This window comes from Bradyrhizobium diazoefficiens (genome assembly GCF_016616235.1).
GTDB lineage: Bacteria > Pseudomonadota > Alphaproteobacteria > Rhizobiales > Xanthobacteraceae > Bradyrhizobium > Bradyrhizobium diazoefficiens_H.
Genome location: NZ_CP067100.1, coordinates 6,032,601 through 6,058,125 on the forward strand (window position 1 = coordinate 6,032,601; position 25,525 = coordinate 6,058,125).

Annotated in this window: 27 protein-coding genes and 1 tRNA gene; 16 read left to right on the plus strand and 12 right to left on the minus strand. The window is 65.6% G+C overall.

The features are described 5' to 3' along the window. Positions 1-123 precede the first annotated feature (123 nt). Positions 124-200 (minus strand) — tRNA-Pro (locus tag JJB99_RS28715). 68 nt (positions 201-268) lie between these two features. On the opposite strand from JJB99_RS28715, the gene JJB99_RS28720 reads away from it, so the two are divergent. The 6 genes from JJB99_RS28720 (at position 269) to JJB99_RS28745 (ending at position 6,053) form a co-directional block, all read left to right on the plus strand. Beyond that, on the plus strand, positions 269-1,258 hold the full coding sequence (locus JJB99_RS28720; RefSeq protein WP_200495601.1) for an L-threonylcarbamoyladenylate synthase: 990 nt from the start codon (positions 269-271) through the stop codon (positions 1,256-1,258). Between the two features lie 22 nt (positions 1,259-1,280). Further along, the gene (locus JJB99_RS28725) at positions 1,281-2,708 is read left to right on the plus strand and encodes an FAD-binding oxidoreductase (RefSeq protein WP_200500343.1); all 1,428 of its coding nucleotides are present in this window, start codon (positions 1,281-1,283) and stop codon (positions 2,706-2,708) included. 20 nt (positions 2,709-2,728) lie between these two features. Then, positions 2,729-3,148, plus strand: coding sequence for a GNAT family acetyltransferase (locus JJB99_RS28730; protein WP_433995794.1), 420 nt, complete (start codon positions 2,729-2,731; stop codon positions 3,146-3,148). 9 nt (positions 3,149-3,157) lie between these two features. Beyond that, the gene (locus JJB99_RS28735; RefSeq protein ID WP_200495603.1) at positions 3,158-3,739 is read left to right on the plus strand and encodes an NUDIX domain-containing protein; all 582 of its coding nucleotides are present in this window, start codon (positions 3,158-3,160) and stop codon (positions 3,737-3,739) included. A gap of 154 nt (positions 3,740-3,893) precedes the next feature. Next, complete coding sequence (locus tag JJB99_RS28740; protein ID WP_200495604.1) at positions 3,894-4,823, plus strand: glycine reductase; 930 nt, start codon at positions 3,894-3,896, stop codon at positions 4,821-4,823. A gap of 36 nt (positions 4,824-4,859) precedes the next feature. Further along, positions 4,860-6,053, plus strand: a complete 1,194-nt coding sequence (locus JJB99_RS28745; protein ID WP_200495605.1) for a CaiB/BaiF CoA transferase family protein — start codon at positions 4,860-4,862, stop codon at positions 6,051-6,053. Positions 6,054-6,248: 195 nt separating this feature from the next. On the opposite strand, the gene JJB99_RS28750 is transcribed toward JJB99_RS28745, so the two are convergent. Then, positions 6,249-7,019, minus strand: coding sequence for an SOS response-associated peptidase (locus JJB99_RS28750; protein WP_200495606.1), 771 nt, complete (start codon positions 7,017-7,019; stop codon positions 6,249-6,251). Between the two features lie 63 nt (positions 7,020-7,082). Between JJB99_RS28750 and JJB99_RS28755 the strand changes: the two genes are divergently transcribed. The 4 genes from JJB99_RS28755 (at position 7,083) to JJB99_RS28770 (ending at position 9,020) form a co-directional block, all read left to right on the plus strand. Continuing rightward, positions 7,083-7,583 carry a hypothetical protein gene (locus JJB99_RS28755; RefSeq protein WP_200495607.1) on the plus strand — a complete coding sequence of 167 codons (501 nt, stop codon included), beginning with the start codon at positions 7,083-7,085 and terminating at the stop codon, positions 7,581-7,583. 170 nt (positions 7,584-7,753) lie between these two features. Further along, a complete protein-coding gene (locus tag JJB99_RS28760; protein WP_200495608.1) occupies positions 7,754-8,188 on the plus strand; it encodes an NUDIX hydrolase in 435 nt (144 codons plus the stop codon). 46 nt (positions 8,189-8,234) lie between these two features. Further along, positions 8,235-8,612 carry a TIGR02301 family protein gene (locus tag JJB99_RS28765; protein WP_200495609.1) on the plus strand — a complete coding sequence of 126 codons (378 nt, stop codon included), beginning with the start codon at positions 8,235-8,237 and terminating at the stop codon, positions 8,610-8,612. Between the two features lie 141 nt (positions 8,613-8,753). Then, on the plus strand, positions 8,754-9,020 hold the full coding sequence (locus JJB99_RS28770) for a hypothetical protein (protein WP_200495610.1): 267 nt from the start codon (positions 8,754-8,756) through the stop codon (positions 9,018-9,020). Positions 9,021-9,074: 54 nt separating this feature from the next. Here the strand turns inward: JJB99_RS28770 and JJB99_RS28775 are convergent, their stop codons facing one another. The 5 genes from JJB99_RS28775 to JJB99_RS28795 form a co-directional block, all read right to left on the minus strand. Beyond that, on the minus strand, positions 9,075-9,395 hold the full coding sequence (locus JJB99_RS28775) for a cupredoxin domain-containing protein (RefSeq protein ID WP_200495611.1): 321 nt from the start codon (positions 9,393-9,395) through the stop codon (positions 9,075-9,077). A gap of 11 nt (positions 9,396-9,406) precedes the next feature. Continuing rightward, complete coding sequence (locus JJB99_RS28780) at positions 9,407-9,940, minus strand: DUF4142 domain-containing protein (protein WP_200495612.1); 534 nt, start codon at positions 9,938-9,940, stop codon at positions 9,407-9,409. Between the two features lie 90 nt (positions 9,941-10,030). Next, complete coding sequence (locus JJB99_RS28785; RefSeq protein WP_200495613.1) at positions 10,031-10,720, minus strand: RNA polymerase sigma factor; 690 nt, start codon at positions 10,718-10,720, stop codon at positions 10,031-10,033. 112 nt (positions 10,721-10,832) lie between these two features. Then, positions 10,833-11,702, minus strand: a complete 870-nt coding sequence (locus tag JJB99_RS28790; protein ID WP_200495614.1) for a sulfurtransferase — start codon at positions 11,700-11,702, stop codon at positions 10,833-10,835. Between the two features lie 235 nt (positions 11,703-11,937). Beyond that, the gene (locus JJB99_RS28795; protein ID WP_200495615.1) at positions 11,938-13,272 is read right to left on the minus strand and encodes a dihydroorotase; all 1,335 of its coding nucleotides are present in this window, start codon (positions 13,270-13,272) and stop codon (positions 11,938-11,940) included. Between the two features lie 96 nt (positions 13,273-13,368). Here JJB99_RS28795 and JJB99_RS28800 point away from each other — a divergent pair, with 96 nt between their 5' ends. From JJB99_RS28800 to JJB99_RS28825, 6 genes are all read left to right on the plus strand, one after another. Then, positions 13,369-14,244 carry a YgfZ/GcvT domain-containing protein gene (locus tag JJB99_RS28800; protein WP_200495616.1) on the plus strand — a complete coding sequence of 292 codons (876 nt, stop codon included), beginning with the start codon at positions 13,369-13,371 and terminating at the stop codon, positions 14,242-14,244. Then, entirely contained in the window at positions 14,241-14,867 is a 627-nt protein-coding gene (locus tag JJB99_RS28805; RefSeq protein ID WP_200495617.1) for a DNA-3-methyladenine glycosylase I, read from the plus strand. The genes JJB99_RS28800 and JJB99_RS28805 overlap by 4 nt, the downstream gene beginning before the upstream one ends. Beyond that, on the plus strand, positions 14,864-15,478 hold the full coding sequence (locus tag JJB99_RS28810; protein WP_200495618.1) for a YfbR-like 5'-deoxynucleotidase: 615 nt from the start codon (positions 14,864-14,866) through the stop codon (positions 15,476-15,478). Before JJB99_RS28805 ends, JJB99_RS28810 begins: the two co-directional genes overlap by 4 nt. A 126-nt stretch (positions 15,479-15,604) precedes the next feature. Then, a complete protein-coding gene (locus JJB99_RS28815) occupies positions 15,605-16,111 on the plus strand; it encodes a tyrosine phosphatase family protein (RefSeq protein ID WP_200495619.1) in 507 nt (168 codons plus the stop codon). Positions 16,112-16,283: 172 nt separating this feature from the next. After that, on the plus strand, positions 16,284-17,252 hold the full coding sequence (locus JJB99_RS28820; protein WP_200495620.1) for an NUDIX hydrolase: 969 nt from the start codon (positions 16,284-16,286) through the stop codon (positions 17,250-17,252). A gap of 50 nt (positions 17,253-17,302) precedes the next feature. Beyond that, positions 17,303-20,014, plus strand: a complete 2,712-nt coding sequence (locus tag JJB99_RS28825) for a DUF2339 domain-containing protein (protein ID WP_200495621.1) — start codon at positions 17,303-17,305, stop codon at positions 20,012-20,014. A gap of 4 nt (positions 20,015-20,018) precedes the next feature. On the opposite strand, the gene JJB99_RS28830 is transcribed toward JJB99_RS28825, so the two are convergent. From JJB99_RS28830 to JJB99_RS28850, 5 genes are all read right to left on the minus strand, one after another. Continuing rightward, positions 20,019-21,707 carry a methyl-accepting chemotaxis protein gene (locus JJB99_RS28830; RefSeq protein ID WP_200495622.1) on the minus strand — a complete coding sequence of 563 codons (1,689 nt, stop codon included), beginning with the start codon at positions 21,705-21,707 and terminating at the stop codon, positions 20,019-20,021. A gap of 247 nt (positions 21,708-21,954) precedes the next feature. Further along, positions 21,955-22,206 carry a DUF6894 family protein gene (locus tag JJB99_RS28835; RefSeq protein ID WP_200495623.1) on the minus strand — a complete coding sequence of 84 codons (252 nt, stop codon included), beginning with the start codon at positions 22,204-22,206 and terminating at the stop codon, positions 21,955-21,957. Between the two features lie 153 nt (positions 22,207-22,359). Then, on the minus strand, positions 22,360-22,947 hold the full coding sequence (locus JJB99_RS28840; protein WP_200495624.1) for a hypothetical protein: 588 nt from the start codon (positions 22,945-22,947) through the stop codon (positions 22,360-22,362). A gap of 112 nt (positions 22,948-23,059) precedes the next feature. Further along, the gene (acuI, locus tag JJB99_RS28845; RefSeq protein ID WP_200495625.1) at positions 23,060-24,046 is read right to left on the minus strand and encodes an acrylyl-CoA reductase (NADPH); all 987 of its coding nucleotides are present in this window, start codon (positions 24,044-24,046) and stop codon (positions 23,060-23,062) included. Between the two features lie 40 nt (positions 24,047-24,086). Next, on the minus strand, positions 24,087-25,340 hold the full coding sequence (locus JJB99_RS28850; RefSeq protein ID WP_200495626.1) for an MFS transporter: 1,254 nt from the start codon (positions 25,338-25,340) through the stop codon (positions 24,087-24,089). Positions 25,341-25,525 lie beyond the last annotated feature (185 nt).

Consider the following 25,525-nt stretch of genomic DNA (forward strand, 5'->3'; position numbering starts at 1 on the left):
TATGTGATACGAACGGCGCCGAAACCGATCATTTGGCGACGCGCTTCCTACCCACGAACCCTGCGTTCTTCGGGGGGTTGTTCGGGGGCAACAAGCGCTCTCACGCTAAGTGATTGAAATTGTTGGTCGGAGTGGCAGGATTCGAACCTGCGACCCCTGCGTCCCGAACGCAGTGCTCTACCGGGCTGAGCCACACTCCGACAAGAAGGCGGCTTATAGCGTCGGGTTTGACGCACTGCAAGCGGCCGAGCCGAGGAATTTTGCCCCTGTGAAAACGGGTCTTGAAACGCTGATTTTGCCGGCCGGCGAGGCCGGCGCGCAAGCCGCCGCCCGGACCTTGGCCGCCGGCGGGCTGGTCGCGTTTCCCACCGAGACGGTCTACGGGCTCGGCGCGGATGCCGCCAATGCCACTGCTGTCGCCCATCTCTACGCCGCCAAGGGCCGGCCGGCATTCAATCCGCTGATCGCGCACGTCGCGGACCTTGCCGCCGCAGAACGGATCGGCCGGTTCGATGCGCGCGCCAAAAAGCTTGCCGAGGCGTTCTGGCCGGGGCCGCTGACGCTGGTGGTGCCGAAGACGGACAAGTGCCCGGTGGCGGAGCTTGCCACCGCGGGGCTCGACAGCGTCGCGATCCGCATTCCCGCCCACCCGGTGGCGGAGGCGATTTTGCGCGCCTTTGGCGGCGCCGTGGTGGCGCCGTCCGCCAACATCTCCGGACACGTCTCGCCGACGCTGGCGGCGCATGTTGCGAGCGACCTTGCCGGGCGGATCGACCTGATCGTCGATGGCGGGCCGGTTACGGTCGGCGTCGAATCCACCATCGTCGGCTGCTTCGATGCGCCGATGCTACTGCGGCCCGGCGGGCTGTCGCGCGAGCGGATCGAGGCGGTGCTGGGCGCCCCGCTGGCGCGGCCGCCTGTGGAGGCCGAGAGCGACGACAGCCAGCCGCTGGCGCCGGGCATGCTGGCCTCGCATTACGCGCCGCGCGCGACCGTGCGGCTGCGCGCGCAGGACGTTGCGCCTGATGAAGCGCTGCTGGCCTTCGGGCCTGATCGCCTACCCGGCATTGACGCCGCAGCCGCTGTCATGAATTTGTCCCCCACGGCCGATCTCGATGAAGCCGCCGCCAATCTGTTCGGCTATCTTCGCAGCCTCGATGCGAAGAGCCCGCGGGCGATCGCAGTGATGCCGGTGCCCGAACAGGGTTTGGGCGAAGCCATCAATGACCGCCTTCGCCGCGCCGCGGTTGCGCGCTAGAAAGCGGATGAAAGAAGACAAGATGAATATCGACAAGACCGCCGCCCCTCCGCTTGCGCCCGAGCTGATCGCCCAATTCCGCAGGATCGTCGGCGAGCGCCATGCAATCACCGATGCGGCCGATATCGAGCCTTACGTCACCGAGGAGCGCAATTTGTTCCACGGCCGCACGCCGCTGGTGCTGCGTCCGGGCTCGACCGCCGAGGTCTCCGACATCTGCAAGCTCGCCTCCGCGCACAGGATCGCGCTGGTACCGCAGGGCGGCAACACCGGGCTCGTCGGCGGACAGACCCCGCACAACGGCGAGGTGGTGGTGTCGCTGCGCCGGCTCGACAAGATCCGCGAGGTCGACCCCGCCTCCAACACCATGACCTGCGAGGCCGGCGTGGTGTTGCAGGTCGCGCAGCAGAAGGCATCCGACGTCGACCGCTTGTTTCCGCTCTCGCTCGGCGCCGAGGGAAGCTGCACCATCGGCGGCAATCTCTCGACCAATGCCGGCGGCACCGCCGCGCTCGCCTATGGCGTCGCGCGCGAGATGGCGCTGGGCCTCGAAGTGGTGCTCGCCGACGGACGCGTGCTCAACGTGCTGTCGAAGCTGAAGAAGGACAATACCGGCTACAATCTGCACAACCTCTTCATCGGCGCCGAAGGCACGCTCGGCATCATCACCGCGGCGACGCTCAAGCTGTTTCCGAAGCCGCGGGCGGTCGAGACCGCTTTCGTCGGGCTGAAGTCGCCGGCGGCGGCGCTGAAGCTGCTGACGATCGCGCAGAGCGAGGCCGCGAATGCGCTGACGAGCTTTGAACTGCTGTCGGAGATGGCGGTGGACTTCTCGGTGCGCCACGGCATCGACGTGCGCGATCCGCTTGCCGAGAAACATCCCTGGTACGTCCTGATGGAATTGTCCGCAGCCGGCGAGGACGCCCGCACGCCGCTGGAGACGATCCTCGCCCGCGCCATGGAGGATGAGATCGTCGACGACGCGGTGATCGCGGCCAACCTCACCCAGCGCAACCATTTCTGGAAGCTGCGCGAGGAAATGTCGGCGGCGCAGAAGCCGGAGGGCGGCTCGATCAAGCACGATATCTCGGTGCCGGTGGCCGCCGTGCCCGCCTTCATCGAGGAAGCCAATGCTGCCGTGGTGAAGCTGATCCCGGGCGCGCGGCCGGTGCCGTTCGGCCATCTTGGCGACGGCAATCTGCACTACAATGTCAGCCAGCCAATCGGCGCCGACACTGCGGATTATTTGGCGCGCTGGCACGAGATGAACGCGGTGGTGTTCGAGATCGTGCTGCGCATGGGCGGCTCGATCTCGGCCGAGCATGGCATCGGCGTGCTCAAGCGCGACGAACTGCCCGAGGTCAAGGACAAGACCGCGATCGAGCTGATGCGACAGATCAAGGCGATGCTCGATCCGCTGGGAATCATGAATCCGGGGAAGGTGCTGTGAGTGCTCTCAAGATCGAGGCGATGAACGATGCCGACGTCGAGCCGGTCGTGGCGCTGTGGCAGCGCTGCGGCCTGACGCGGCCGTGGAACGATCCGCAGGCCGACATCGCGCTGGCGCGGCGGCGCGACAATTCCGCGGTGCTGGTCGGCCGCGACAACGGCGCGATCGTCGCGACCGTCATGGTCGGTCATGACGGTCATCGCGGCTGGATCTATTACGTGGCGGTTGATCCCGATTGCCGCAAGCGCGGTTTTGGCCGTGTCATCATGGCAGCGGCGGAAGACTGGCTGCGGGCGGCGGGGATTCTGAAGCTGCAGCTCCTGGTCCGGCGCGGCAATGAGCAGGCCAATGCGTTCTACCAATCGCTCGGCTTCGAGGAATCGACGTCGGTGATGTTCCAGAAGTGGCTCGACGGCCGCGCGACCACGCCAAGCAACTGAGATCCAGCCATGACCATTTCCGACCGCGTCCGCATCAAGGACGTCCGCGTGCTCTCGGACAACTGGACGCCTCTGAAGACCACGACGTTCGACTACCGGCGCGCCAATGGCGAATGGCAGACGCAGCACCGCGAGACCTATGAGCGCGACAACGCCGCCGCCGTGCTGCCCTACAATCTCGGCCAGCGCACGGTGATCCTGGTGCGCCAGTTCCGCCTGCCGGCGTTCATCCGCGGCTATGACGATCTGCTGATCGAGGCGGCCGCCGGAGTACTGGACAATGCTTCGCCGGAAGAGCGCATCCGCGCCGAGGCCGAGGAAGAAACCGGCTATCGCCTGCACCACGTCCACAAGGTGTTCGAGGCCTTCATGAGCCCCGGCGCGATCACCGAGAAGCTGCATTTCTTTATCGCCGAGTACGAGCCGGAGATGCGCGTCAGCGACGGCGGCGGGCTCGCGCACGAGGGCGAAGACATCGAGGTGCTGGAGCTCGGCATCGACGAGGCGCTGGCGATGATCGCCGACGGCCGCATCATCGACGCCAAGGCGATCATGCTGCTGCAATACGCGGCGCTGCATGTGTTCCGGTGAACCTGCTTACCGTCCCCTCCAGCGGAGGGTAACAGGCACCGTCTGCGCCGCTCCATCCTCATCTGCAATTCTGGCCTGCGCCATCACGCTCCCCGTTGAGCAACCCGAAAACTATCTCTAGTCTGTCTCCAACCAGGAACCAGGAGACGCGCCCATGTCCGCTCCGCGCGACGATGAATTCGGCTTTGCGCCCGACTATGATTCCCCCGTTCCCTATATGCAGCGCACGCGCGACTATTATGCCGCGATCGGCTACACCACGCCGTATCGCTGGGCGCATTACACCGAGGCGCCATTCCAACGGCTGAAGAAGCCGCTGGCGCAATCGCGCGTCACCATCATCACGACCGCCGCGCCTTATGATCCCACCAAGGGCGATCAGGGGCCCGGAGCGGCGTATAATGGCGGCGCGAAATTCTACCAGGTCTATGACGGCGACACCTCCAAGCAGCACGATTTGCGGATCTCGCATATCGGCTACGACCGCAAGCACACCTCGGCCACAGACAGCGGCACCTGGTTTCCGCTGCCGCAGCTGTTGAAGGCGTCGGCCGCGGGCCGCATCGGCGAAGTCGCCCCGCGCTTCTTCGGCGCGCCGACCAACCGCAGCCATCGCGTCACACTCGACACCGACGCGCCGGAGATCCTGGCGCGCTGTCTCGCGGACAAGGTCGATGTCGCCGTGCTGGTGCCGAACTGCCCGGTCTGCCACCAGACCACGGCACTGGTGGCGCGGCACCTGGAACGCAACGGCATTGCGACCGTAATCATGGGCTGCGCCAAGGACATCATCGAGCACGCTGCCGTGCCGCGCTTTTTGTTCTCCGACTTCCCGCTCGGCAATTCCGCCGGCAAGCCGCACGACACAGCCTCGCAGCAACAGACGCTGGAGCTGGCGCTCAAGCTGCTGCAGACTGCGAGCGGCCCGCAGACCACGATGCAATCGCCGCTGCGCTGGAGCGAGGACGCCTCGTGGAAGCTCGACTACAACAATGTCGCGCAGCTCTCAGCCGAAGAGCTGGCGCGCCGCCGCGCCGAATTCGACAAGCAGAAGGAGATCGCGCGCGGCAACCGCGCCGCCTGACGTCCTCCGGCAACAACAAGCAGATGGGAGAACGACGTGACGCGACCGTTCGAGGGCGTGAAGATCCTGGACTTCACCCAAGTGCTGGCCGGCCCCTATGCGAGCTATCAGCTCGCGCTGTTAGGGGCCGACGTCATCAAGGTCGAGCGGCGCGAGGGCGAGGACATGCGGCGCACGCCGCTTAGCCGCGAATGGGCTGAACGCGGCCTCGCGCCCGCGTTCCAGGCCATCAACGGCAACAAGCGCAGCCTGACGCTGGACTTGCAAAAGCCCGATGCGATCGCGATCGTGAAGAAGCTCGCCGCGACTGTCGACGTCGTCATGGAAAACTTCCGCCCGGGCGTGATGGACAAGCTCGGCATCGGCTACGAGGCGCTCTCAGCAGTCAATCCCAAGCTGATCTATTGCGCCGTATCAGGTTTTGGCCAAACCGGCCCGGACCGTCTGCGGCCCGGCTATGACGGCAAGATGCAAGCGCTCTCGGGCATCATGGCGATCACGGGCCATCCCGAGACGGGGCCGACGCGCGCGGGCTTTGCGGTATGCGACGTGCTGTCGGGCGCGACCGCCGCATTCGGTGTGTCGAGCGCGCTGTATCAGCGCGACCGCACCGGCAAGGGCCAGCTCATCGACGTCTCCATGCTGGAAGCGACGCTGGCGTTTCTGTCGGGACAGATCGCGGACTGGTCGGTGGCCGGCCATCGCCAGACACTCTCGGGCAACCAGGCCGTCAGCCGCAAGACCACCGCCAATCTGTTCAAGGCGGGCGACGGTTACATCCTGCTCGCCGTCAACAACGAGAAGCAGTACCGCGCGCTGATGAGCGCGCTCGGCCGCGAGGATACGCTGAGCGATCCGCGCTTCGCCGACTGGTTCGCGCGCAACGAGAACGAGCCGGCGCTGCGCGCCATCATCGAGGAGGCGCTCGCGGCAAAGCCGGCACGCGAATGGGAGACAATCCTGGAAGACGCCGGCGCGCCCTGCGCCAGCATCTGGAAAGTCGAGGAGGTCATCGACCATCCGCAGATCAAGGCCCGCGGCGCGATCCAAGAGCTGGACACGCCCTACGGCCGCCTGCGCTTTGCCGGCAGCGGCTTCAAGCTCGCCCATGGCGGCGGCAAGCTCGACCGGATGGCGCCGGAGCTGGGGGCGGATACGGATGCCGTGCTGGGCGAGCTGGGCTTCGATGCAGCGGAGATCGCGGCGTTGAGGGAAAGGGAGATTGTGTGAGGGTGACGCGACAAACTCACCTGTCGTCCCGGACAAGCGTCAGCGCAGAGCCGGGACCCATAGTCCCAGGATTGAGTTTGGCGAGGATCGTAACCACCTTCTCGCGCGACAACTGCTCGCTGGGAGTATGGATCTCGGATCGGCGCGCGCTTGAGGCGCGCTTGTCCGGGACGACAACGGCATGATACGCGCGAGCTAAAACAACGACCCCTGCCCGTCGTCGGCCGGCGCGGCCGCAACCCTCCGCGCTGCCTTCCTGGGCTTCATGGCCTCTGCCTCTGCCTCCGCCTCCATCTCCTCCGCACTGATCGGCAAGAGCAACTGCTCGTCGTCATTGGCGACGCGGTTGACGCGCGTAGAGACGGGATGCCAGGCGAATTCGCCGATGCGTGGCGCCGTCATCAGCGGCAGCACGCCATCGACCTCATCGCCGCGATTATCGAGCCAGCGCTCGAAATCACGCGGGCTGATGGTGACCGGCACGCGATCATGCAGCGTGGCCAGATCCTCGCCCGCCGCGGCCGTGACGATCGCGACCGTATCGAGTTCCTCGCCGTTCGGCCCAAGCCAGGTCTCGAACACTGCGGCGAAGCCGAGCGGTGCGCCATCGGCGCGATGGATGAAGAAGGGCTGCTTGCGGCCGTCGGTCACCCTCCATTCGTAATAGCCGTCGGCGGGGATCAGGCCGCGCCGGCGGCGGATCGCGTTTTTGAACGCGGGCTTCTCCAGCACCGTCTCCGAGCGGGCGTTGATCAGGAGCGTAAATCCGCGGGGGTCCCTAACCCAGCTCGGCAGCAGGCCCCAGCGCATCAGGCGGAAATGGCGTGCGCCGTTTTCGACCAATACGACCGGAATCGGTTGCGTCGGAACCACATTGTACCGGGGCGGGAAATTCGGCTGCTCGACATAGCCGAACAGTTGCCGCAAGGCCTCGGGGGCCGAAGTTATGACGAAGCGTCCACACATCCTTGGCTGTCTATATAGGGTCCGTTCAGGTCCTTTTAACCCCGAACGTTAACACTGCGGCCGATGAGCTCAATGGCCTCCCAACCCGCGCGGACCCATGTACAGACGGGCGCCGAGGCGCAAGCCTGGGCCGAACGGCTGCGCGTGGCCAACATCAATCCGCGGACCGGGCTTGCCACCGACTATCTCAACCATTTCAATGAAGCGGTGATGCTCTTGGAAATGGTCCCCGACATGCCCGAATGCGCGGAAGACTTCTTGACCTGGTCGCCGCTGTCCTATGCCGAGCATTTCACCGCCTCGAACTTCAAGGCCCGGGATCTCGCGATCGAAGCCTATGAGAAGGCCGATCCCAACGTGCGCGCCCAGTTCGACCACATCACCGACACCATGACGTCGATCCTGACCGCAGTCGGCTCGGCCATGCGCGAGGTCGAGAAGGACACGACGCGCGTCCGCCTCGCCGAGCAGGCCGCGGCCTGGGTCAAGCCGCTGATCGCCGCCTGCGGCGGCATCATCAATGGCGGCGCGGAGGCCGACGTCGACACCATCATGGCGAACTGAGCCCATGTCATTGGATCGAACCTTGTTCCGCGCATTGTCCACCTCTCCCGTTGGGAGAGGTCGGCGCGTAGCGCCGGGTGAGGGGCTTCGGTCTCTCGTCATAACTGCGCCCCCTCACCCGATTTGCTGCGCAAATCGACCTCTCCCCGCTGGAGAGAGGTGAAGAAGCCATGGCCAGCGCCATGCAGCCCACCCATCCCCAGATCGCGGTCAGTGCCGCGATTTTTCGCGACGGCAAGGTGCTGCTGACCCGCCGCGCCCGCTCGCCGGCCAAAGGCTTCTATTCGCTGCCGGGCGGCCGGGTCGAGTTCGGCGAATCGCTGCACCAGGCGCTCAAGCGCGAGGTCGACGAGGAGACTGGGCTTCAGATCGAGATCGTCGGCCTCGCCGGCTGGCGCGAGGTCCTGCCGGCGGCGGCCGGCGCCGGCCATTATCTGATCATGTCCTTTGCCGCCCGCTGGCTGGCTAGGGAACCGACTCTCAACGACGAGCTCGACGATTACCGCTGGATCGCCCCGAACGCCCTGGCGAGCCTAGGCGATCTCAAGCTGACCGGGGGGTTGGAGGATGTCATCCAGTCGGCCGCGCGCCTGATCCGCGCCTGACCCTCCTGCCTTGCGTCAATCGCCCCGAGGAGGCATACACCCGCCGATGTCCACGCGATTTCTGGCCATTCTTGCCCTGATTCTCGCCTGCGCCTCCGTGCCCGCGAGAGCCCAGGACGTGGCGGCGCCGTTTGACGGCGATTTGCAGCGGCTGGCCGAGATCCTGGGCGGCCTGCACTATCTGCGCGGCATCTGCGGGTCCAACGAGGGTAACAAATGGCGCAGCGAGATGCAGGCGCTGATCGATGCCGAAACCCCCTCCGGCGAGCGCCGCACCCGCATGATCGCCGGCTTCAACCGCGGCTATAACGGCTTTCAGCAGACCTACCGGAGCTGCACGCCGGCTGCGACTGTGGCGATCCGCCGCTACATCGAGGAAGGCTCGAAGATCTCGCGCGATCTCACGGCGCGCTACGCCAATTAGAGCTTGCTGGAACCCTGTCATCGTCTTTGTTCACAGCTGTTAACCGTTCTTAAAGATGTGGCCTAGCGGACGTTAACGTGCGTGCTACACCTCTCGTGCAGCGCATCGCCGTGGATCGCGCCTTCAGCCCTGACGAGTTTCATGAGCCATCCAGTATCCTACGCCCCCGCCCGCGCGCCGCTGCCCGATCACGAGCAAAAACAGGCTGCGCTGAGCTATCTCAACGAGGCCTGGGCCGAGGCGCGCCATGACGGGATCGACGGCGACTGCCTGGCGCAGGCGAGCCTGTTCGCCGCGCTGGCCGAGCTCGTCGGCACCTATGGCGAGGATGCGGTGGCGAAGTTCGTCGAGGGTTTTCCGGCCCGCATCCGCAACGGCGAATTCTCGGTCGGCGTCTCCAGGCAGTAAGCGCTCTCCGAGAATGACCCGCCCCATGCCGGCGGGACCGATTGACGGACGTCACTACGGCTCGATTTTGAGCGTCGCTTTCATGTTGGGATGATAGCGGCAGTAGTACTCGACCGTTCCCGCTTTCTTCAGAACTGAACTCGCCGACTTCTTCGGCGCCAGCGTCACGTCGAAATCGCCGTTCTTTGCCGTGGCGGTGTGGGCGAAGACGTCCTTGTTGATCCAGTTGATGGTGTCACCGACCTTCGCCGACACCTCGGCCGGTGCGATCACGAGATTCTCCATCGTGATCTCTATGGTCGCAGCATGTGCCGGGACGGCCATCGAGGCGAAGATGGCCGCAAGCGCGACCGATGCGAGGCGTCCCGGCTTCATCTCACACGCTCCTATTTCAGCTCGGCCGCGACGTGCTCAGCGTGCTGCTGATGGCCCTGAAAGATCTTCAGGCCGGTTTGCAACAGGCTTTTCAGCTCGGCATTGCTCGCGGACGGAATGAGCTGGGTCTCCAGCGCACCGTTGACCGTCTTGTGATAGGCGACCTCGTTGGCGACATAGGCTTTGTCGAAGGCCGCGCCGCTGAGCTTGTCCAGCTCGGCGAGCTTGTCGCTCGCCTGCTTCGACAGTGCCTTGCTGGTGTCGTTGTCCTCGGGCGTGACGTTCAGCTTCTTGACCAGCGCCAGCGCCTGCTTGTTGACCGCCTCATGGTCGCGCAGCATGTCGTCGGCAAATGCCTTGACGTCCTTGTTCTTGGCTTTCTTCTGCGCTTGCTTGGCCGCGTTGATGTCGATGACGCCGGCGGTGTAGGCGATATGCGCGATCTGGGGATCGGTGAGCTTGTCGGCAGCACGTGCGCCTTGCAGCAGCACGGGGCTGGACAACAGAATTGCCGCGGCGACCGCCGCGCTCCAACGGATGAACATGGTTTGACACTCCTGTGCTGCCGGACGGCTTTGCCGGCGTTACTTCACAGGAATTGGATGGACGTGTCGCGCAAAGGTTCCCGAAAAATTTCAGCCGCCAATTCCGAGCCGCTTCAGCACGGCAACTGTCAGCCGTTCGCATCGCCATCCAGCGAACGGGAATGCATCCATCATCACCGGACCGATCTCCTTCTCGACGTTCTCGCGCAACATGCCGCGGGCGCGATGCAGCCGGGTCTTTACCGTCTCGGGCTTGATGGTGAGTAGATCGGCAGTCTCCTCGACGCTCATGCCCTCCATGACCCGCGCGACGAAGACCATGCGGAAGACATCCGGCAACTCGTCGATGGCGCGTTCGACGACGCGCTGGATTTCACGTTGGGCCATGGTCCTTTCCGGATCGCCTGCGGGAGAAACGGGGAATTTGATGATCTGCGCCTCGAGCGCCTCTTCCGGGACGGCACCGAGCTCAACATGCGGCTTTGCGCTTCGCACCCGGCCAAGCGCTTCGTTGATGGCGATGCGGGACAGCCAGGTCGACAGCCCGGACTCGCCGCGGAAGCCGTCGAGATGGGTGAAGGCACGGACATAGGTCTCCTGCACCACGTCCTCGGCTTCATTGTCGCTGCGCAGGATGCCGCGCGCGAGGCGGTAGAGCCTGCGGTTGTTGGCCTGCATGATCTCACGGAGCGCGGCCTCGTCCCGGCCTCGCGCCCGGTCGATCAGCTCGGCTTCAGACGTTCTTGGGCCGGTAGACAGGCCGGCTGCGGTCCGTTGCATGGCGTTACCTGCTTGTGATCGTTGGTTTCAAACATTGGATGCAAGCTGGCACAAAAGGTTCCCAGATTTCTTGTCCTGCCCTGTAGGGCTGGCGAGGGTATGAGACGTGCCCCTAGTCCGTCTCGATCGGCAGTGCCGGGTCCCTCGCCCACTCGCCCATCGAGGCATCGTACAGCGTCAGCTTGTCGTAGCCGAGTTGCGTCAGCATCAGCAGGTCGATCGTCGCCGAGATGCCGCCGCCGCAATACAGGATCACATTCTTGTTCCGCGTGACGCCCGCCGCGGCGAACCTGGCTTCGGCATCGGCAAGCGTCGTCAACGTCTTGTCGGCGGTCACGAGCGTTGCGGCCGGAAGATTGACGCTGCCGGGAACGCGACCGGGCCGGCCGTAGCGGCTGGGCTCGAGGCCTTGGTGAAACTGCGGCCCAAGCGCATTCACGATCACCGTCGAGGGATCGCCGATCCGCGCTCTGACGGTGTTCTTGTCGATGAACAAGCCCGCACGCGGTGTGGCCTGGAAGGTCGTTGCCGGATAGCCTTTCGGCGCACCGGTCTCAATTGGCCGTCCCTCATCCTTCCATTTGTCGAAGCCGCCGTCGAGCACCTGCGCATCGACGCCGAGCGAGCGCAGCATCCACCAGAACCGCGTCGACCACATCATGGTGCCGATGCTGTAGAGCACGATGGTTTTGGACGCATCGAGGCCATGGCGGCCGAACGCGGCTTCCAGCTGGGCGACATTAGGCATCATGAAGAACTGCTGTGCGGAAGCGTCGGAGAACTGGCCTTGCAGATCGAGAAAATCGGCGCCCGGGATGTGGCCGGCGGCAAACGTCTTGTCACCGGGGACGGTACGATAAGGCACGTCGCTGCCCGGCGGGACCGGCTCGTTGTAGGTCGTGCAGTCGTAGAGGCGCAAGTCGGGATCGCCGAGAATGGCGGCGAGTTGCTCGGTGGTGATGAGGGGTGCCGGTTGGGACATTGCTCTCTCCCAATTTGAGCTTGCGCCGCCAGGCACTCTGTCATTGCCCGCGAAGGCGGGCAATCCAGTATTCCAGAGGCAGAAAATTTGAATCGAGGGGCCGCGCCGTACTGGATGCCCCGGTCCCGGCTCCGCCAAGGCTACGCCGAGGCCCGCGGGGTTCTCGGCTCGCCGAAGCTTCAGCGAAGGCGGCAAGCCGGGGCATGACGGCGGAGGGAGAGGCTCGCTCCTGCCCCTATTGCTTCAGCGTCTCCAGAAACCGCACCGGCTCGCCTTGCGAGGCCGTCACCAGCTCGCCCTGCCACATCACGCGGCGGCCGCGGATGACGGTGCCGACGGGCCAGCCCGTCACGCGGACGCCGTCATACGGCGTCCAGCCGGCCTTCGACGCCACCCATTTGTTGGTGATGGTCTCGCTGCGCTTCAAGTCAACCACCGTGAAGTCGGCGTCGTAGCCGGCGGCGATGCGGCCCTTGCAGGCCATGTTGTAGAGACGCGCAGGGCCGGCGCTGGTGAGATCGACGAACCTCGCCAGCGACAGGCGGCCAGCGTTGACGTGATCGAGCATCAGCGGCACCAGCGTCTGCACACCGGTCATGCCGGAGGGCGAGGCGGGATAGGCCTTCTGCTTCTCTTCCAGGGTATGCGGAGCGTGGTCGGAGCCGAGCACGTCGATGACGCCCTGCTCGATGCCGCGCCAGATGCCGGCGCGGTGATCGGCGCCGCGCACCGGCGGGTTCATCTGCGCCAGCGTGCCGAGCCGCTCGTAGCATTCGGGCGCGACCAGCGTCAGATGATGCGGCGTCGCCTCGCAGGAGGCGACGTCCTTGTGGTCGCGCAAGAACTCGATCTCTTCCTTGGTCGAGATGTGCAGCACGTGGATGCGCTTGCCCGTCTCGTGTGCGAGCTTGACCAAGCGCTGCGTCGCGATCAGCGCCGCAGTCTCGTCGCGCCAGGCCGGATGCGAGCGCGTATCGCCCTCGATGCGCAGCGATTTACGATCATTGAGGCGGTATTCGTCCTCGGCGTGGAAGGCGGCGCGGCGGCGGATCACCTGGAAGATCCGGCGCAGGCTCTCGTCGTCCTCGACCAGCAGCGCGCCGGTGGACGAGCCTATGAACACTTTGACGCCCGCGCAGCCCGGCGCGCGCTCCAGCACCGGCAGGTCCTGCACGTTCTCGCGGGTGCCGCCGATGAAGAAGGCGAAATCGCAATGCATGCGGTGGTGGGCGCGCTTAACCTTGTCGGTGAAGGTCGCCTCGGTCACGGTGAGCGGCGACGTATTCGGCATCTCGAACACGGCGGTGACGCCGCCCATCACCGCGCTGCGCGAGCCGGTCTCGAGGTCTTCCTTGTGCTCCAGCCCGGGCTCGCGGAAATGCACCTGCGTATCCATCACGCCGGGCAGGATGTGCAGGCCCTTGCAGTCGATCACCTCGGCCGCGGAGCCTTGCGACAGCGCCCCCAGCTCGGCGATGCGACCGCCCGTGATGCCGATATCGCGAACGCCCTCGCCATCCTGGTTGACGACGGTGCCGCCCTTCAAGATCACATCGAAACGCTGGGTCATGGGGCCTCTCTCATCCCCAAGCGCAGGGCTCGAGGTCTTGTCGTTTATGCCTTGCGGGCTTACGTTCCGGAGCACCATGTCGCAAGAGATTTTCACATGAAATCAGCGTTTCTTCCCGACCGGGGCGTGATCAAGGTCGCGGGCGAGGACGCGCGCAACTTCCTCAACGGCCTCATCACCACCGATGTCGACAAGCTCAAGCCGGGCCTTGGGCGATTCGGCGCGCTGCTGACGCCGCAGGGCAAGATCATCGTCGACTTCCTGATCACGGAGGCGCCCGCGGGCCACGGCGGCGGGTTCCTGATCGACTGCCCCAAGGCGCTGGCAGATAGCCTTGCCACCAAGCTGAAATTCTACAAGCTGCGCGCCAAGGTCACGGTGGAAAACCTCGATCTCGGTGTGCTCGCGGCCTGGGACGGCCAGCCTGCCGCGCAGCCGGACCTCGCCTTCGCCGATCCGCGCAATGAAGCGCTCGGCACTCGCATCCTGATCCCCGAGGATCTCAAGCAAAAACTGTCCGACCTGATCGGCGCGGAGCTGGTCGATGCCGCCGAGTACGAGGCGCACCGGATCGCGCTCGGTGTGCCGCGCGGCGGGCTTGACTTCATGTACAGCGATGCGTTCCCGCACGAGACCAACATGGACCGCCTCGCCGGCGTCGATTTCGACAAGGGCTGCTATGTCGGCCAGGAGGTCGTCTCGCGCATGCAGCATCGCGGCACCGCGCGCACCCGCAGCGTGAAGGTGCTGCTCGACGATCTCTCGCCGGAGGTCGGCGTCAGCGTCATGGCCGGGGACAAGCAAGTCGGCACCATGGGCTCGTCGGCGCAAGGAAAGGGCATCGCGCTGGTGCGCATCGACCGCGTCGCCGACGCGCTCGACGCCGGCCAGCCGCTCACCGCCGGCGGCCTCGCCGTGAGGCTCGCCGAACCCGATGTCGTTCGTATTCCAACCAAGCAGCCCACCGCATGAGCCGTGCTCCCCGCCTGCATCCCGACGGAAAGACCCGCTGCCCCTGGCCGGGCGAAGATCCGCTCTATGTCGCCTATCACGACACCGAATGGGGCGTGCCGGAGTATGACGACCGCGCGCTGTTTGAAAAGCTGATCCTCGACGGTTTCCAGGCCGGCCTGTCCTGGATCACCATCCTGCGCAAGCGCGACAATTTCCGCAAAGCCTTCGACGATTTCCAGCCGGAGAAGATCGCGCGCTACGGCGAGAAGAAAGTTCACGCGCTGATGAACGATGTCGGGATCGTGCGCAATCGCGCCAAGATCGACGGCACGATCCTGAGCGCGAAATCCTATCTCGATATCATGGAGAAAGGACCGGGCTTCTCGAAGCTGCTGTGGGACTTCATGGACGGACAGCCCAAGGTCAACAATTTCAAGACCACGGCGAGCGTGCCGGCTTCGACGCCGCTGTCGGTGCAAATTTCCAAGGAGCTGTCCTCGCGCGGCTTCAAATTCGTCGGCCCGACCATCGTCTATGCCTTCATGGAGGCGACCGGCATGGTCAACGACCATCTGGTCGAGTGCCATTGCCACGCGACTTGCGGCAAGACGCAGCGCAAGCCGCGCCTCAAGGTCAAATGACCGCGAAGAAGACGGCGCGCGATGCGCAATCCCGCGCCTGGCAGCGCATGCTGTCGGGCCGGCGGCTCGACCTGCTCGATCCCTCTCCGCTCGATGTCGAGATCGCCGACATTGCGCACGGACTGGCGCGTGTTGCGCGCTGGAACGGGCAGACCACAGGCGCGCACATCTTCTCGGTCGCGCAGCACACGCTGCTGGTGGAGACCGTGCTGCGGCACGAGATTCCGCGTGTCGACCAGCGCACGCGACTCGCAGCCCTGCTGCACGATGCGCCCGAATATGTCATCGGCGACATGATCTCGCCGTTCAAGGCCGTGCTCGACGGCCATTACAAGGCGGTGGAGAAGCGCCTGCTCGGCGCCATTCACATCCGCTTCGGCCTGCCGCCGGAGCTGCCTGAGGAGATCGCGCAAGCCATCAAGGCCGCCGATCGCGGCGCGGCTTACCTCGAGGCGACCGAGCTTGCCGGCTTCAGCGAAAGCGAGGCGAAGCGCCTGTTCGGCAAGGATCCCGGCCTTTCCGACAGCGTCCGGCGCGACTATCTCACGCCTTGGACCGCGGCACGGGCCGAGAAGCAGTTTCTGGAGCGGTTTGGCGCGGTGTTTGCGTGAGCCCTGTGGAGTGGGCAAAGGCGCACTTGCGCCATGCCTACCACCTTCGCGTTTGCGACGAAGATGGTGGCACGCTTCGCTTTGCCCACCCTACGGCTGCGGCTATAATCAACAAAAAGGTCCGCTATGATCCACGTCTGTTCCCTCGCCGCGCTTCCCGAAACGGTCCGTCTCACCAAGGCAAGCCACGTGCTGACCGTGATGGCCAATGTCGAGCAGGTGGCACGTCCGGTGTCGGTGCTGCCGGCCAACCATCTCAAGGTGTCGATGGACGACATCACCGAGGAGATGGACGGTTTCGTCGCGCCCTCCGAAGCGCATATCGACCAGGTGCTGAACTTCGTGCGCGGCTGGGACCGGAGCGCACCGCTGGTGGTGCATTGCTATGCCGGCATCAGCCGCTCCACCGCGAGCGCGTTCGCGGCCGTGTGCGCGCTCAATCCGGCGCGCGACGAGATCGAGATCGCCAGGAAGATCCGCGCGGCCTCGCCAATCGCCTCGCCGAACCGGCGCATCGTCAGCCTCGCCGACCGCGCGCTCGGGCGCAACGGCCGCATGCTGCGCGCGCTCGACGAGATGGGCCCGGGCGCGATGATGGTTGAAGGCCGCCCCTTCGTGATCGAGCTCGAATGAGGCGAGCGCCGAGTAGCAGCCGCGCGGGGCCTGCGCCCCCTCTCCCGCTTGCGGGAGAGGGTCGGCGAGAGGGTGCCTCCTCATTAGGATTCCCCAAGAGGCGAGAGCCCTCACCCGCGCCTTCGGCGCGACCTCTCTCGCAAGCGGGAGAGGTGAAGGACACAACAGCCGCATGAGCGACAAGCCGCTGACGCCGATCGAGATCGGCCTGACTGCCGCAATCGTCGCGATCGCGGACCATGAGCCGCTGATCCTGACTGCACGCGGCAGCGACGGACTGGCCGGACTGCCGTTCGGCCCGTTCGACGCGCTCGCTCACCGCACCTTCGAGATCGGCCTGCGCGCCTGGGTCGAGCAACAGGCGGCCTTGCGGCTCGGCTATGTCGAGCAGCTCTACACGTTTGGCGATCGCGGCCGCCATGCCGAGGCCGGCGACACCGGCGCACATATGGTGTCGATCGGCTATCTCGCGCTGACGCGCGCGGCGGACCCCGAGCTTGCCGCCGATGGCGCGAGCTTCGAGCCCTGGTATCGCTTCTTCCCCTGGGAAGACTGGCGCGAGCAGCCGCCCGCGATCATCGCCCGCGACATCATTCCGGCACTGACCACATGGGCCGAAGAGGAGCCGCCGGAGACGACCCGCGCGCTGCCACGCAAAGATCGCGTGCGGTTCTATTTCGGCCTCGACGGCGCGCCCTGGGACGAGGAGCGCGTGCTCGACCGCTACGAGTTGCTCTACGAGGCCGGGCTGATCGAGGAGGCGCGGCGCGACGGCCGCCCTGCGGCATTAGCGCGCAAGACGCTGCCCGCGCTCGGCACCTCCATGCGGTTCGATCACCGCCGGATTCTCGCCACGGCAATCGCGCGGCTGCGCGCAAAACTGAAGTATCGCCCCGTGGTGTTTGAACTTTTGCCGGCCGAGTTCACACTCACTGAACTGCAGTACACGGTGGAGGCGATCTCCGGCCGGCATTTGCACAAGCAGAACTTCCGCCGCCTGGTCGAAGCTGAAGCCCTGGTCGAACCGACCGGCGTGATGTCGACACAGACCGGCGGACGGCCGGCAGCGCTCTACCGCTTCCGCCGCGAGGTGCTCCAGGAGCGGCCCGCGCCGGGCTTGCGCGTGCGCTCCCGGCGCTAGATCCTGAGATGTGTGCGACCGGCCCTGCGCGCCGGTGGCCTGGAGGCTTCATGTTCGACGGCCCGTTTGACGTCTTTGCGTTGATCATTGCGATCATCGCCTTCCTGATTGCGATCAAGGCTTCGAGCCAGGCAGCCGATCTGCGCCGCCGGCTGAACGCGCTCGAAGAGATGTTTTACGCGCAGCGGCGGATACAGCCGCCACCGCTCATGCCTGCGCAGGTCCAGGCTGAAGCGCCCGCAACAGCTCCCGCAGAACCGCCTCCGCTTGCGCCCGAGGCCACGCCAGTGCCGTCTCCGCTCGTCACCGAAGAAGCATCGCCGCCGCCCGAAGCGAGCCCGCCGGCCGACACACCGCCGCCTTTGCCGGCGCCGGCACCTGTTTCCAGAGAACCTGGCTTCGAGGAGCGGCTCGGCACCCGCTGGGTGGTGTGGATCGGCGGCTTCGCGCTCGCGCTCGGCGGCTTCTTCATGGTGCGCTACTCGATCGAGGCGGGCCTTGTCGGCCCTGGCGTGCGCGTGTTCCTGGGCGGCCTGTTCGCGCTGGCCCTGCTCGGTGCCGGCGAATGGACGCGGCGCAAGGAGAGCATCTCCAACATCGCGGCGCTGCCGATCGCGAACATTCCGGCCATCCTCACGGCGGCCGGCACGGCGGTGGCGTTCGCGACCATCTATGCCGCCTATGCACTCTACGGTTTCCTCGTGCCCGCGACCGCTTTCGTGCTGCTCGGCATCGTTGCAATGGGCACGCTCGTCGCAGCGCTGCTGCACGGGCCCGCGCTCGCCGGGCTCGGTGTGGTCGGCGCCTTCGTGACGCCGATCCTCGTCTCCAGCGGCAAGCCGGACTATCGGGCGCTCTATATTTATCTGGCCATCGTCACCGCCGCGAGCTTCGGCCTCGCCCGCATCCGGCTGTGGCGCTGGCTTGCCGTGACCACCATCGTCTTCGCCGTGCTGTGGATCTTCCCGGGCCTCGATACCGGCGACTTGCAAGTCGCGCCGCACGCCTTCCATGCCATCGCGGGTTTCGTGCTCGCCGCGCTGCTCGTCGTCTGCGGCTTCATGTTCGGCCCGACCATCGAAGACGGCGAGATCGAGCCGGTGTCGTCGAGCTCGCTCGGCGCTTACCTGTTCGGCGCGATGCTGGTCGTGCTGTCGAGCGCGCATGCGGACCTCGCACTGATCGCGTACACGCTGCTGGTTGGTGCGACGCTGCTGGTCGCCTGGCGCGCGCCGGCGGCCACCGGTGCGCTGGGCGCGGCGGCAGCGACCGTCTTCATCGTGTTCGCCGAATGGGCGGTACGCGCCAATCCCGACATGCTGGTGCTGCCGGGCGGCCCGATGCCGGGCGTCGGGCCGGTCGCGACCGACGGCTCGGTGACGCTGCACCTCGTGATGGCCGCGATCTTCGCCGCCGGCTTCGGCATCGCCGGCTTCCTGGCGCAGGGCCGCTCGAACTCGGCGATCATCCCCGTAGTATGGTCGGCGGCTGGCGTCGCGACGCCGATCGCGATCCTGGTTGCGCTCTACGCCCGGATCGCCCATCTCGACCGCTCGATCCCGTTCGCGATTCTCGCTGTTCTGCTCGCCGCCGCCTTTGGCGCCGCGACCGAGGCGCTGACGCGCCGCGAGACCCGGCCCGGCGTTGCAATCTCCGCCGCGCTGTTCGCGACCGGCACACTCGGCGCGCTGGCGCTGGCGCTCACATTTGCGCTGGAGAAGGGCTGGCTCACCATTGCGCTCGCGCTGATGTCGCTCGGCACCGCCTGGATCTCGATGCAGCGGCCGATCCCGTTCCTGCGCTGGCTCGCCGCCATCTTCGCCGGCATCGTGACGGCGCGCATCGGCTACGATCCGCGCATCGTCGGCGACGCCGTCGGCACCACACCGATCTTCAACTGGCTGCTATGGGGCTACGGCCTGCCGGCGGCCTCATTCTGGGGCGCGAGCATCTTCCTGCGCCGCCGCGCCGACGATGCGCCGCTGCGCATGATCGAGGCCGCCGCGATCCTGTTCACCGCGCTGCTGGCGTTCACGGAGATCCGACACCTTGCGACCGGCGGCGACATGATTTCGTCCCCGTCGCTGCTCGAATTCGCGCTGCAGGTCTGTATGGCGCTTGCGATGGCGATCGGGCTGGAACGGCTGCGGCTGCGCAGCCGCAGCATCGTGCACAATGTCGGGGCGGTCGTGCTCACCGCGATCGCCGGCCTCATCAGCGTGTTCGGCCTGCTGTTCCTGGAGAACCCGCTGATCTGGCACATCGATGTCGGCGGCGCCGTGTTCAACCTGCTGCTGCTCGGCTACGCGCTGCCGGCGGTGCTGATGCTGCTACTCGCTTATGCCGTGGCCGACGAGCGCGGTAAGGTCTACGCCAACATCATCGCCGGCGGCGCGCTGCTGTTCGCGCTCGCCTATGTCACGCTGGAGATCCGCCGCTGTTATCACGGCCCGATCCTCTCCACCGGACCTACGACGGGCGCGGAGCAATATACCTATTCGATCGGCTGGCTCGGCTTCGGCGTGGTGCTGCTCGGCGTCGGCATCCTCGTCAACTCGGAGCGGGCGCGGCTGGCATCGGCGGTCGTGATCGCGCTGACGATCCTGAAGGCCTTCGTCATCGACATGTCGACGCTGACAGGCGTCTACCGCGCGCTGTCGTTCATGGGCCTCGGCATCGTGCTGGTCGCGATCGGCTGGCTCTACCAGCGCATCCTGTTCCGGCGACAGGTGCCGCCGCCGGCTCCGCAGACGGGCACGTAGAGCGTCAGGCCGCGCGGACCGATTCCAGGAACTGCGCGACCTCGACCTTCAGCCGCGTGCTGTCGGTTGCGAGCGATTTCGCAGCCGACAGCACCTCGACCGAAGCCTCGCCGGTCTCCATCGCACCGCGCTGCACGTCGGTGATATTCGAGGAGACTTCCTGCGTGCCAACCGAGGCCTGCTGGACGTTGCGCGAGATCTCCTGCGTGGCCGCGCCCTGCTCCTCGACGGCGGCCGCGATCGCCGCCGACACTTCGGACAGCCGCTCGATGGTGCCGCCGATCTGCTGGATGGCGCTGACGGATTCTTGCGTCGCCGCCTGGATGCCGGAGACCTGCGCCCCGATCTCGCCGGTCGCCTTCGCGGTCTGTTCGGCCAGCGCCTTGACCTCGGAGGCGACGACCGCAAAGCCACGGCCTGCCTCGCCGGCGCGCGCCGCCTCGATGGTGGCGTTCAGCGCCAGCAGGTTGGTCTGGCCTGCGATGGTGTTGATGAGCTCGACGACGTCGCCAATACGGGAGGCCGCCTGCGACAGCGCATTGACGCGCTCGTTGGTGCGCGCAGCCTGCTCGACCGCTTCGGCCGCCATCCGCGCCGAATCCTGCACGCGCCGGCTGATCTCGGTGATGGAGGACGACAGCTCTTCCGAGGCGGAGGCCACCGCCTGGACGTTGGTGGAGGCTTCCTCGGAGGCGGCTGCGACGACGGTCGCGAGCTCCTTCCCGCGCTGCGCGGTGCTGGTCAACGTCGATGCCGACGCCTCGAGCTCGGTCGAGGCCGAGGAGACGGTGCCGACGACCTCGCCGATCATGGCCTCGAACTTGCGGGTGATGGCGTCGACGCGCCGGCCGCGCTCGATCTTGGCCTCGGCATCGCGCGCGGCCGCTTCGTCGGCGGCCTTCTTGGCGATCAGCGCTTCCTTGAAAATCTGCAGCGCATCGGCCATCGAGCCGATCTCGGTCTTCTCGCCGCGGTGCGGCACCTCGGCCGAGAGATCGCCCTGGCCGAGCGACTGCATCGGCTTGATGATCGAGGCAATGCCGCGGGAAACGTCGCGCACGAGATAATAGGCGGCGCCGATCGCGATCACGACCGACAGCACGATGATGCCGACCAGCACACGGAAGATCATGGCGTAGCTGTCGGCCGCCTGCTTCGTCTCCAACTCGGCGCCGCGATTGTTCATCTCGATGCCCTTCTGGAGCAACGGATCGGCCGCCTGGGCCATCTTGGCGACCTTGGTCTGCAACATCTCGTTGGCCTCAGTCGGGAACTTGCCAACGCTCTTTCGCGACAAGGCCATCACGTCCTGCACGCCATTCAAATAATCGCGCCAGGCCGCGTTCCATTGCTGATAGAGAGCGCGCTCTTCCGACGACGTGATCAAGGGCTCGTAGACCTTGCGTGTCTTCTCGATGCGCTCGCGGAGCGAGGCGAGGCGCTTTTCGGCGGCATCCTTGCCTTCGGCAGTATCCTGCATCAGGTGCAGGCGGAGCGCGACGCGCAGCTCGTTGATGTCGGCGCGAAGCGAGCCGAGTGCGCGCACGCTGGGCAGCCAGCTCTCTGCGATGTCGACGGTGTGGGCGTTGATGTTCTGCATGGTGCCGATTGCCGTCACGCCGACCCCGGCGAGCGAGAGCACGAGGACCGACAACACGGTCAGGAGCTTGAAGACGATCGACAACTTCGACATCACGACAAATCCCGCTGATACCTGGCAAGACACAAGTCATCCGCGCCGCATTCGTCACGACGGACGACAGGGCGGAATTCATTCCAACAATGCTGGCTGGTTCTTATCCGGTAAGATTGCGCCCATCATTGCAAACAGGCGTTAACAGGAACCTACGTGAAACCACGGGAACAAGGCGACGGCCGCTATTTTCCCTGCAATCATGTGTTGCAGCGCGACATCGCGGTCGTCTCGTGCGATACGGCCTTCACTCGGTGCGGTTGGGAAGCGGATGGCTCTCGCCGACCAGGCTTATGCAAAAGACCGGCTTCTTGTTCTCGTCGAGCAGCTCCAAACGCCATTCGGCATTGGGCTTGAGGCTCCGCGCGATGCCGCCGAGCAGATTGGCACAGACCTCGGTCATCTCGGTCCAGGCGGCGGCACGGTCCTCGAATTCATAGGGCTGGTCGGCAGCGCCGGAATAGCGGCCGGTGCTGATGCGAAAGAAATACAGCGGCATCGTAAAACCCTTGCGCCCCCCGGCCATTCGCAAACTGGGCGCAAGTCGCTACCAACGCATGAAAGCCGCCGCCCGTATGACTACGGCGCAGCGGCCTGGTGATCGACGAATATCTTCAACGACAAAGTGCGCGAGTGGTCTCGCGCATCCAGCTCACTGCGTCGAGCGGCGCAGCTCCAGCGGGGCGTCGTTCCTGGCGGGCTCCGACTTCACCGGCTCGAGCCGGCTGCTCTCGACGCGCGGCGTCTCGACGCGCGCGGCGACCTCGGTGTTGGAGGCGCCGACGGACCCGGTGTGCTCCGACGAGCGCAGCGAACGCGGCCGCGCCACAGCGCGGGCCATCAGCATCTGATTGCCACCCTGATGGTGGAAGTCGCAATAGGCGAAGCCCATGCCGGACACCGAGCCGCGGAAGCTGCGATCGTCGGTCTTTTCCAGGTTGAAACAGGGCTCGAACGGGATGCCCTTGATCGAGGCGCAGACGTTCTGGCCACGGATCTGGAGCGTGTTGCCGGGCAGACGGAGATGGCGCACCGGGCCCGAACCCGAGAACTGCACGGCGCCGGCAGCGCCGAGGTCGTCCAGGATGCGGCCGGCGCCCCGGGTGCCGTCGAAACAGGTGAAGGCGAACACCTTGCCCGCCACGAAGCGGCGCGCCTCGTCGGCATTCATGCTTCCAGCGATGGCCGGCGCCAATGTCGCCGCCGCCGTGACAGCCCCCAACACAATACGCGCAAGCATGCTCTACTCCGAACCAACCCCGCAGCGGGCGATGCCTTATCTCTTTACCCGCTGCTTACCATACTAACCATGGCGACATTGAAGCAGCTCGGTTGGTAAAGTCTAAACGCCGTTAGACAATTTTTACCACGATGCGGCCGCGGACCTGACCGGCCAGGATTTTCGCGCCCCATTCGGGAACTTGGTCGAGCGAAATTTCCTGAGCAATTTCAGATAGTTTCGTTCGATCAAGGTCGGACGCGAGACGCTGCCAGGCGACCTTCCGCGGCGGAAGCGGGCACATCACGGAATCGATGCCGAGAAGGCACACCCCGCGTAAAATGAAGGGTGCGACAGAAGACGGCAGGTCCATGCCGGCGGCCAGGCCGCAGGCCGCGATGGCTCCGCCATATTTCGTCATCGACAGGAGATTCGCGAGCGTGGTGGAGCCGACGCTGTCAACACCGCCGGCCCAGCGCTCCTTGGCCAGCGGCTTCGCAGCTCCCGACAATTCGTTGCGGTCGATGACCTCGGTCGCGCCGATCTCTTGCAGGTAATCCGCCTCGGAGGCGCGGCCGGTCGAGGCGATGACGTGGTAGCCGAGCTTGGAGAGCACGGCGGTCGCGACTGAACCGACCCCACCGGCGGCGCCCGTCACCACCACAGGGCCGCTCTTCGGCGAGATGCCGTGCTTCTCCAGCGCCAGCACCGAGAGCATCGCAGTGAAGCCGGCAGTGCCGATCGCCATGGCGTCGCGCGCCGAGAGCCCTTGCGGCAACGCGACCAACCAGTCGCCCTTGACCCGTGCCTTCTCCGCATAGGCGCCGAGATGGGTCTCGCCCATGCCCCAGCCGGTGCAGACCACCTTGTCGCCTGCCTTCCACTGCGGATGCGAGGATTGTTCGACCGTACCGGCGAAGTCGATGCCGGCGATCATCGGGAAGCGGCGCACCACCGGCGCCTTGCCTGTCAGGGCGAGACCGTCCTTGTAGTTCAGCGTCGACCATTCCACGCGAACGGTGACATCGCCCTCCATCAGTTCGGCTTCGTCGAACTGCGTAAGCTGCGCGGTGGTGCCCTTGTCCGCCTTGTCGATCCGGATCGCCTTGAATGTGGCCACGACTGAACTCCCTGACTTGTTTGTCGGGATGTTTAGCCGATCAGGCCGGTTGCGCAACCGTCCGGACGACCGGTTTCTCCACGATCGGGAGATTGATCAGCGCGGACAGCACACCGAACAGGATCGAGAGCCACCAGATCGGCGTGTAGGAACCGAACTTTTCGAACACGATGCCGCCCAGCCAGACGCCGAGGAAACCGCCGACCTGATGGCTGACGAAGGCAAAGCCATAGAGCGTGGCGAGCCAGCGCGTGCCGAACATCAGCGCCACCAACGCGGAGGTCGGCGGCACCGTCGACAGCCAGGTCAGGCCGGAGACGGCGCCGAAGGCGATCGCCGAGAACGGCGTGATCGGGAACGAGATGAAGGCGAGCGTCGCGAGCGCGCGGGTGAAATAGATCGCGGACAGGATGTAGCGCTTCGGCAGATAGTTCTGGAGATAGCCGACACTGAGCGAGCCCATGATGTTGAACAGGCCGATCGCCGCGATCACCCAGCCGCCGGTTTGCGTGGAGATGCCGCGGTCGACCAGGAAAGCCGGCAGATGCACGGTGATGAAGGCGAGCTGGAAGCCGCAGGTGAAGAAGCCGAGCACCAGCAGCACGTAGGAGCGATGGCCGAAGGCTTCCGCGAGCGCCTTCGTAAACGTCTGCTCATCCGCAGGCGCTGCGTTCGCCGTAGCTGCGACCGGCGGCGTCGAGAGCGCCAGCGCCAGCGGAATGATCAGCAGCATCAGGAAACCGAACACGGTGAGCGCCTGCTGCCAGCCGAAATTGTCGATCAGTGCAACACCAATGGGGGCAAACAGGAACTGGCCGAACGAGCCCGCCGCGGTGCCGGCGCCGAGCGCGAGACCGCGCTTCTCCGCCGGCAGCAGTTTTGTGAACGCCGACAGCACCAGGTTGAACGAGCAGCCGGCAAGGCCGAAGCCGACCATGACACCCGCGCCGAGATTGAGCGACAGCGGCGTCGAGGAATAGCGCATCAGCAAGAGGCCGCCGGCATAGAGCAGCGCACCGACGCACATCACGCGGAATAGGCCGAAGCGGTCAGCGACCGCGCCGGCGAACGGCTGGCCCAATCCCCACAGGAGGTTCTGCACGGCGATAGCGAGACCGAACACGTCGCGGCCCCAGGCGAATTCGTGGCTCATCGGCTGCACGAAAAAACCGAGCGCCGAGCGCGGGCCGAAGCCGAGCATGCCGATGGCGCAGCCGCAGAGAATGATGATCGCCGGCGTACGCCAGGAGGCAGAACGAGAGACCGGACTCAGCTCACCTGCTTGCGTCGACATGGTAGTCCTCATCGTCGTTGGCGGATCCGGAAGAGGCAGCCGCAACATTGCGTTTAATGCAACTGCATGAAAATCCCAAGTCAAAAACGCTTGCGTTCCACGAAGGGCTGCTCCGGGAGCATTGCGTTTCCTTGCGGCCTCGCCGGAGAGTGACTTGACGAGAATGTGTGCTGTTGGCCCTAGCG

Excerpts from the sequence above, each read along its gene's own strand:
- JJB99_RS28840 (WP_200495624.1), bottom strand. The coding sequence starts at position 22,947 with ATGCTTGCGCGTATTGTGTTGGGGGCTGTCACGGCGGCGGCGACATTG.
- JJB99_RS28750 (WP_200495606.1), bottom strand. The coding sequence starts at position 7,019 with ATGTGTGGACGCTTCGTCATAACTTCGGCCCCCGAGGCCTTGCGGCAA.
- JJB99_RS28805 (WP_200495617.1), top strand. The coding sequence starts at position 14,241 with ATGAGCCGTGCTCCCCGCCTGCATCCCGACGGAAAGACCCGCTGCCCC.
- JJB99_RS28735 (WP_200495603.1), top strand. The coding sequence starts at position 3,158 with ATGACCATTTCCGACCGCGTCCGCATCAAGGACGTCCGCGTGCTCTCG.
- JJB99_RS28770 (WP_200495610.1), top strand. The coding sequence starts at position 8,754 with ATGAGCCATCCAGTATCCTACGCCCCCGCCCGCGCGCCGCTGCCCGAT.
- JJB99_RS28815 (WP_200495619.1), top strand. The coding sequence starts at position 15,605 with ATGATCCACGTCTGTTCCCTCGCCGCGCTTCCCGAAACGGTCCGTCTC.
- JJB99_RS28850 (WP_200495626.1), bottom strand. The coding sequence starts at position 25,340 with ATGTCGACGCAAGCAGGTGAGCTGAGTCCGGTCTCTCGTTCTGCCTCC.
- JJB99_RS28830 (WP_200495622.1), bottom strand. The coding sequence starts at position 21,707 with ATGTCGAAGTTGTCGATCGTCTTCAAGCTCCTGACCGTGTTGTCGGTC.
- JJB99_RS28835 (WP_200495623.1), bottom strand. The coding sequence starts at position 22,206 with ATGCCGCTGTATTTCTTTCGCATCAGCACCGGCCGCTATTCCGGCGCT.
- JJB99_RS28820 (WP_200495620.1), top strand. The coding sequence starts at position 16,284 with ATGAGCGACAAGCCGCTGACGCCGATCGAGATCGGCCTGACTGCCGCA.
- JJB99_RS28760 (WP_200495608.1), top strand. The coding sequence starts at position 7,754 with ATGGCCAGCGCCATGCAGCCCACCCATCCCCAGATCGCGGTCAGTGCC.
- JJB99_RS28775 (WP_200495611.1), bottom strand. The coding sequence starts at position 9,395 with ATGAAGCCGGGACGCCTCGCATCGGTCGCGCTTGCGGCCATCTTCGCC.
- JJB99_RS28780 (WP_200495612.1), bottom strand. The coding sequence starts at position 9,940 with ATGTTCATCCGTTGGAGCGCGGCGGTCGCCGCGGCAATTCTGTTGTCC.
- JJB99_RS28790 (WP_200495614.1), bottom strand. The coding sequence starts at position 11,702 with ATGTCCCAACCGGCACCCCTCATCACCACCGAGCAACTCGCCGCCATT.
- JJB99_RS28725 (WP_200500343.1), top strand. The coding sequence starts at position 1,281 with ATGAATATCGACAAGACCGCCGCCCCTCCGCTTGCGCCCGAGCTGATC.
- JJB99_RS28795 (WP_200495615.1), bottom strand. The coding sequence starts at position 13,272 with ATGACCCAGCGTTTCGATGTGATCTTGAAGGGCGGCACCGTCGTCAAC.
- JJB99_RS28765 (WP_200495609.1), top strand. The coding sequence starts at position 8,235 with ATGTCCACGCGATTTCTGGCCATTCTTGCCCTGATTCTCGCCTGCGCC.
- JJB99_RS28755 (WP_200495607.1), top strand. The coding sequence starts at position 7,083 with ATGAGCTCAATGGCCTCCCAACCCGCGCGGACCCATGTACAGACGGGC.
- JJB99_RS28825 (WP_200495621.1), top strand. The coding sequence starts at position 17,303 with ATGTTCGACGGCCCGTTTGACGTCTTTGCGTTGATCATTGCGATCATC.
- JJB99_RS28730 (WP_433995794.1), top strand. The coding sequence starts at position 2,729 with ATGAACGATGCCGACGTCGAGCCGGTCGTGGCGCTGTGGCAGCGCTGC.
- JJB99_RS28785 (WP_200495613.1), bottom strand. The coding sequence starts at position 10,720 with ATGCAACGGACCGCAGCCGGCCTGTCTACCGGCCCAAGAACGTCTGAA.
- JJB99_RS28810 (WP_200495618.1), top strand. The coding sequence starts at position 14,864 with ATGACCGCGAAGAAGACGGCGCGCGATGCGCAATCCCGCGCCTGGCAG.
- JJB99_RS28740 (WP_200495604.1), top strand. The coding sequence starts at position 3,894 with ATGTCCGCTCCGCGCGACGATGAATTCGGCTTTGCGCCCGACTATGAT.
- JJB99_RS28800 (WP_200495616.1), top strand. The coding sequence starts at position 13,369 with ATGAAATCAGCGTTTCTTCCCGACCGGGGCGTGATCAAGGTCGCGGGC.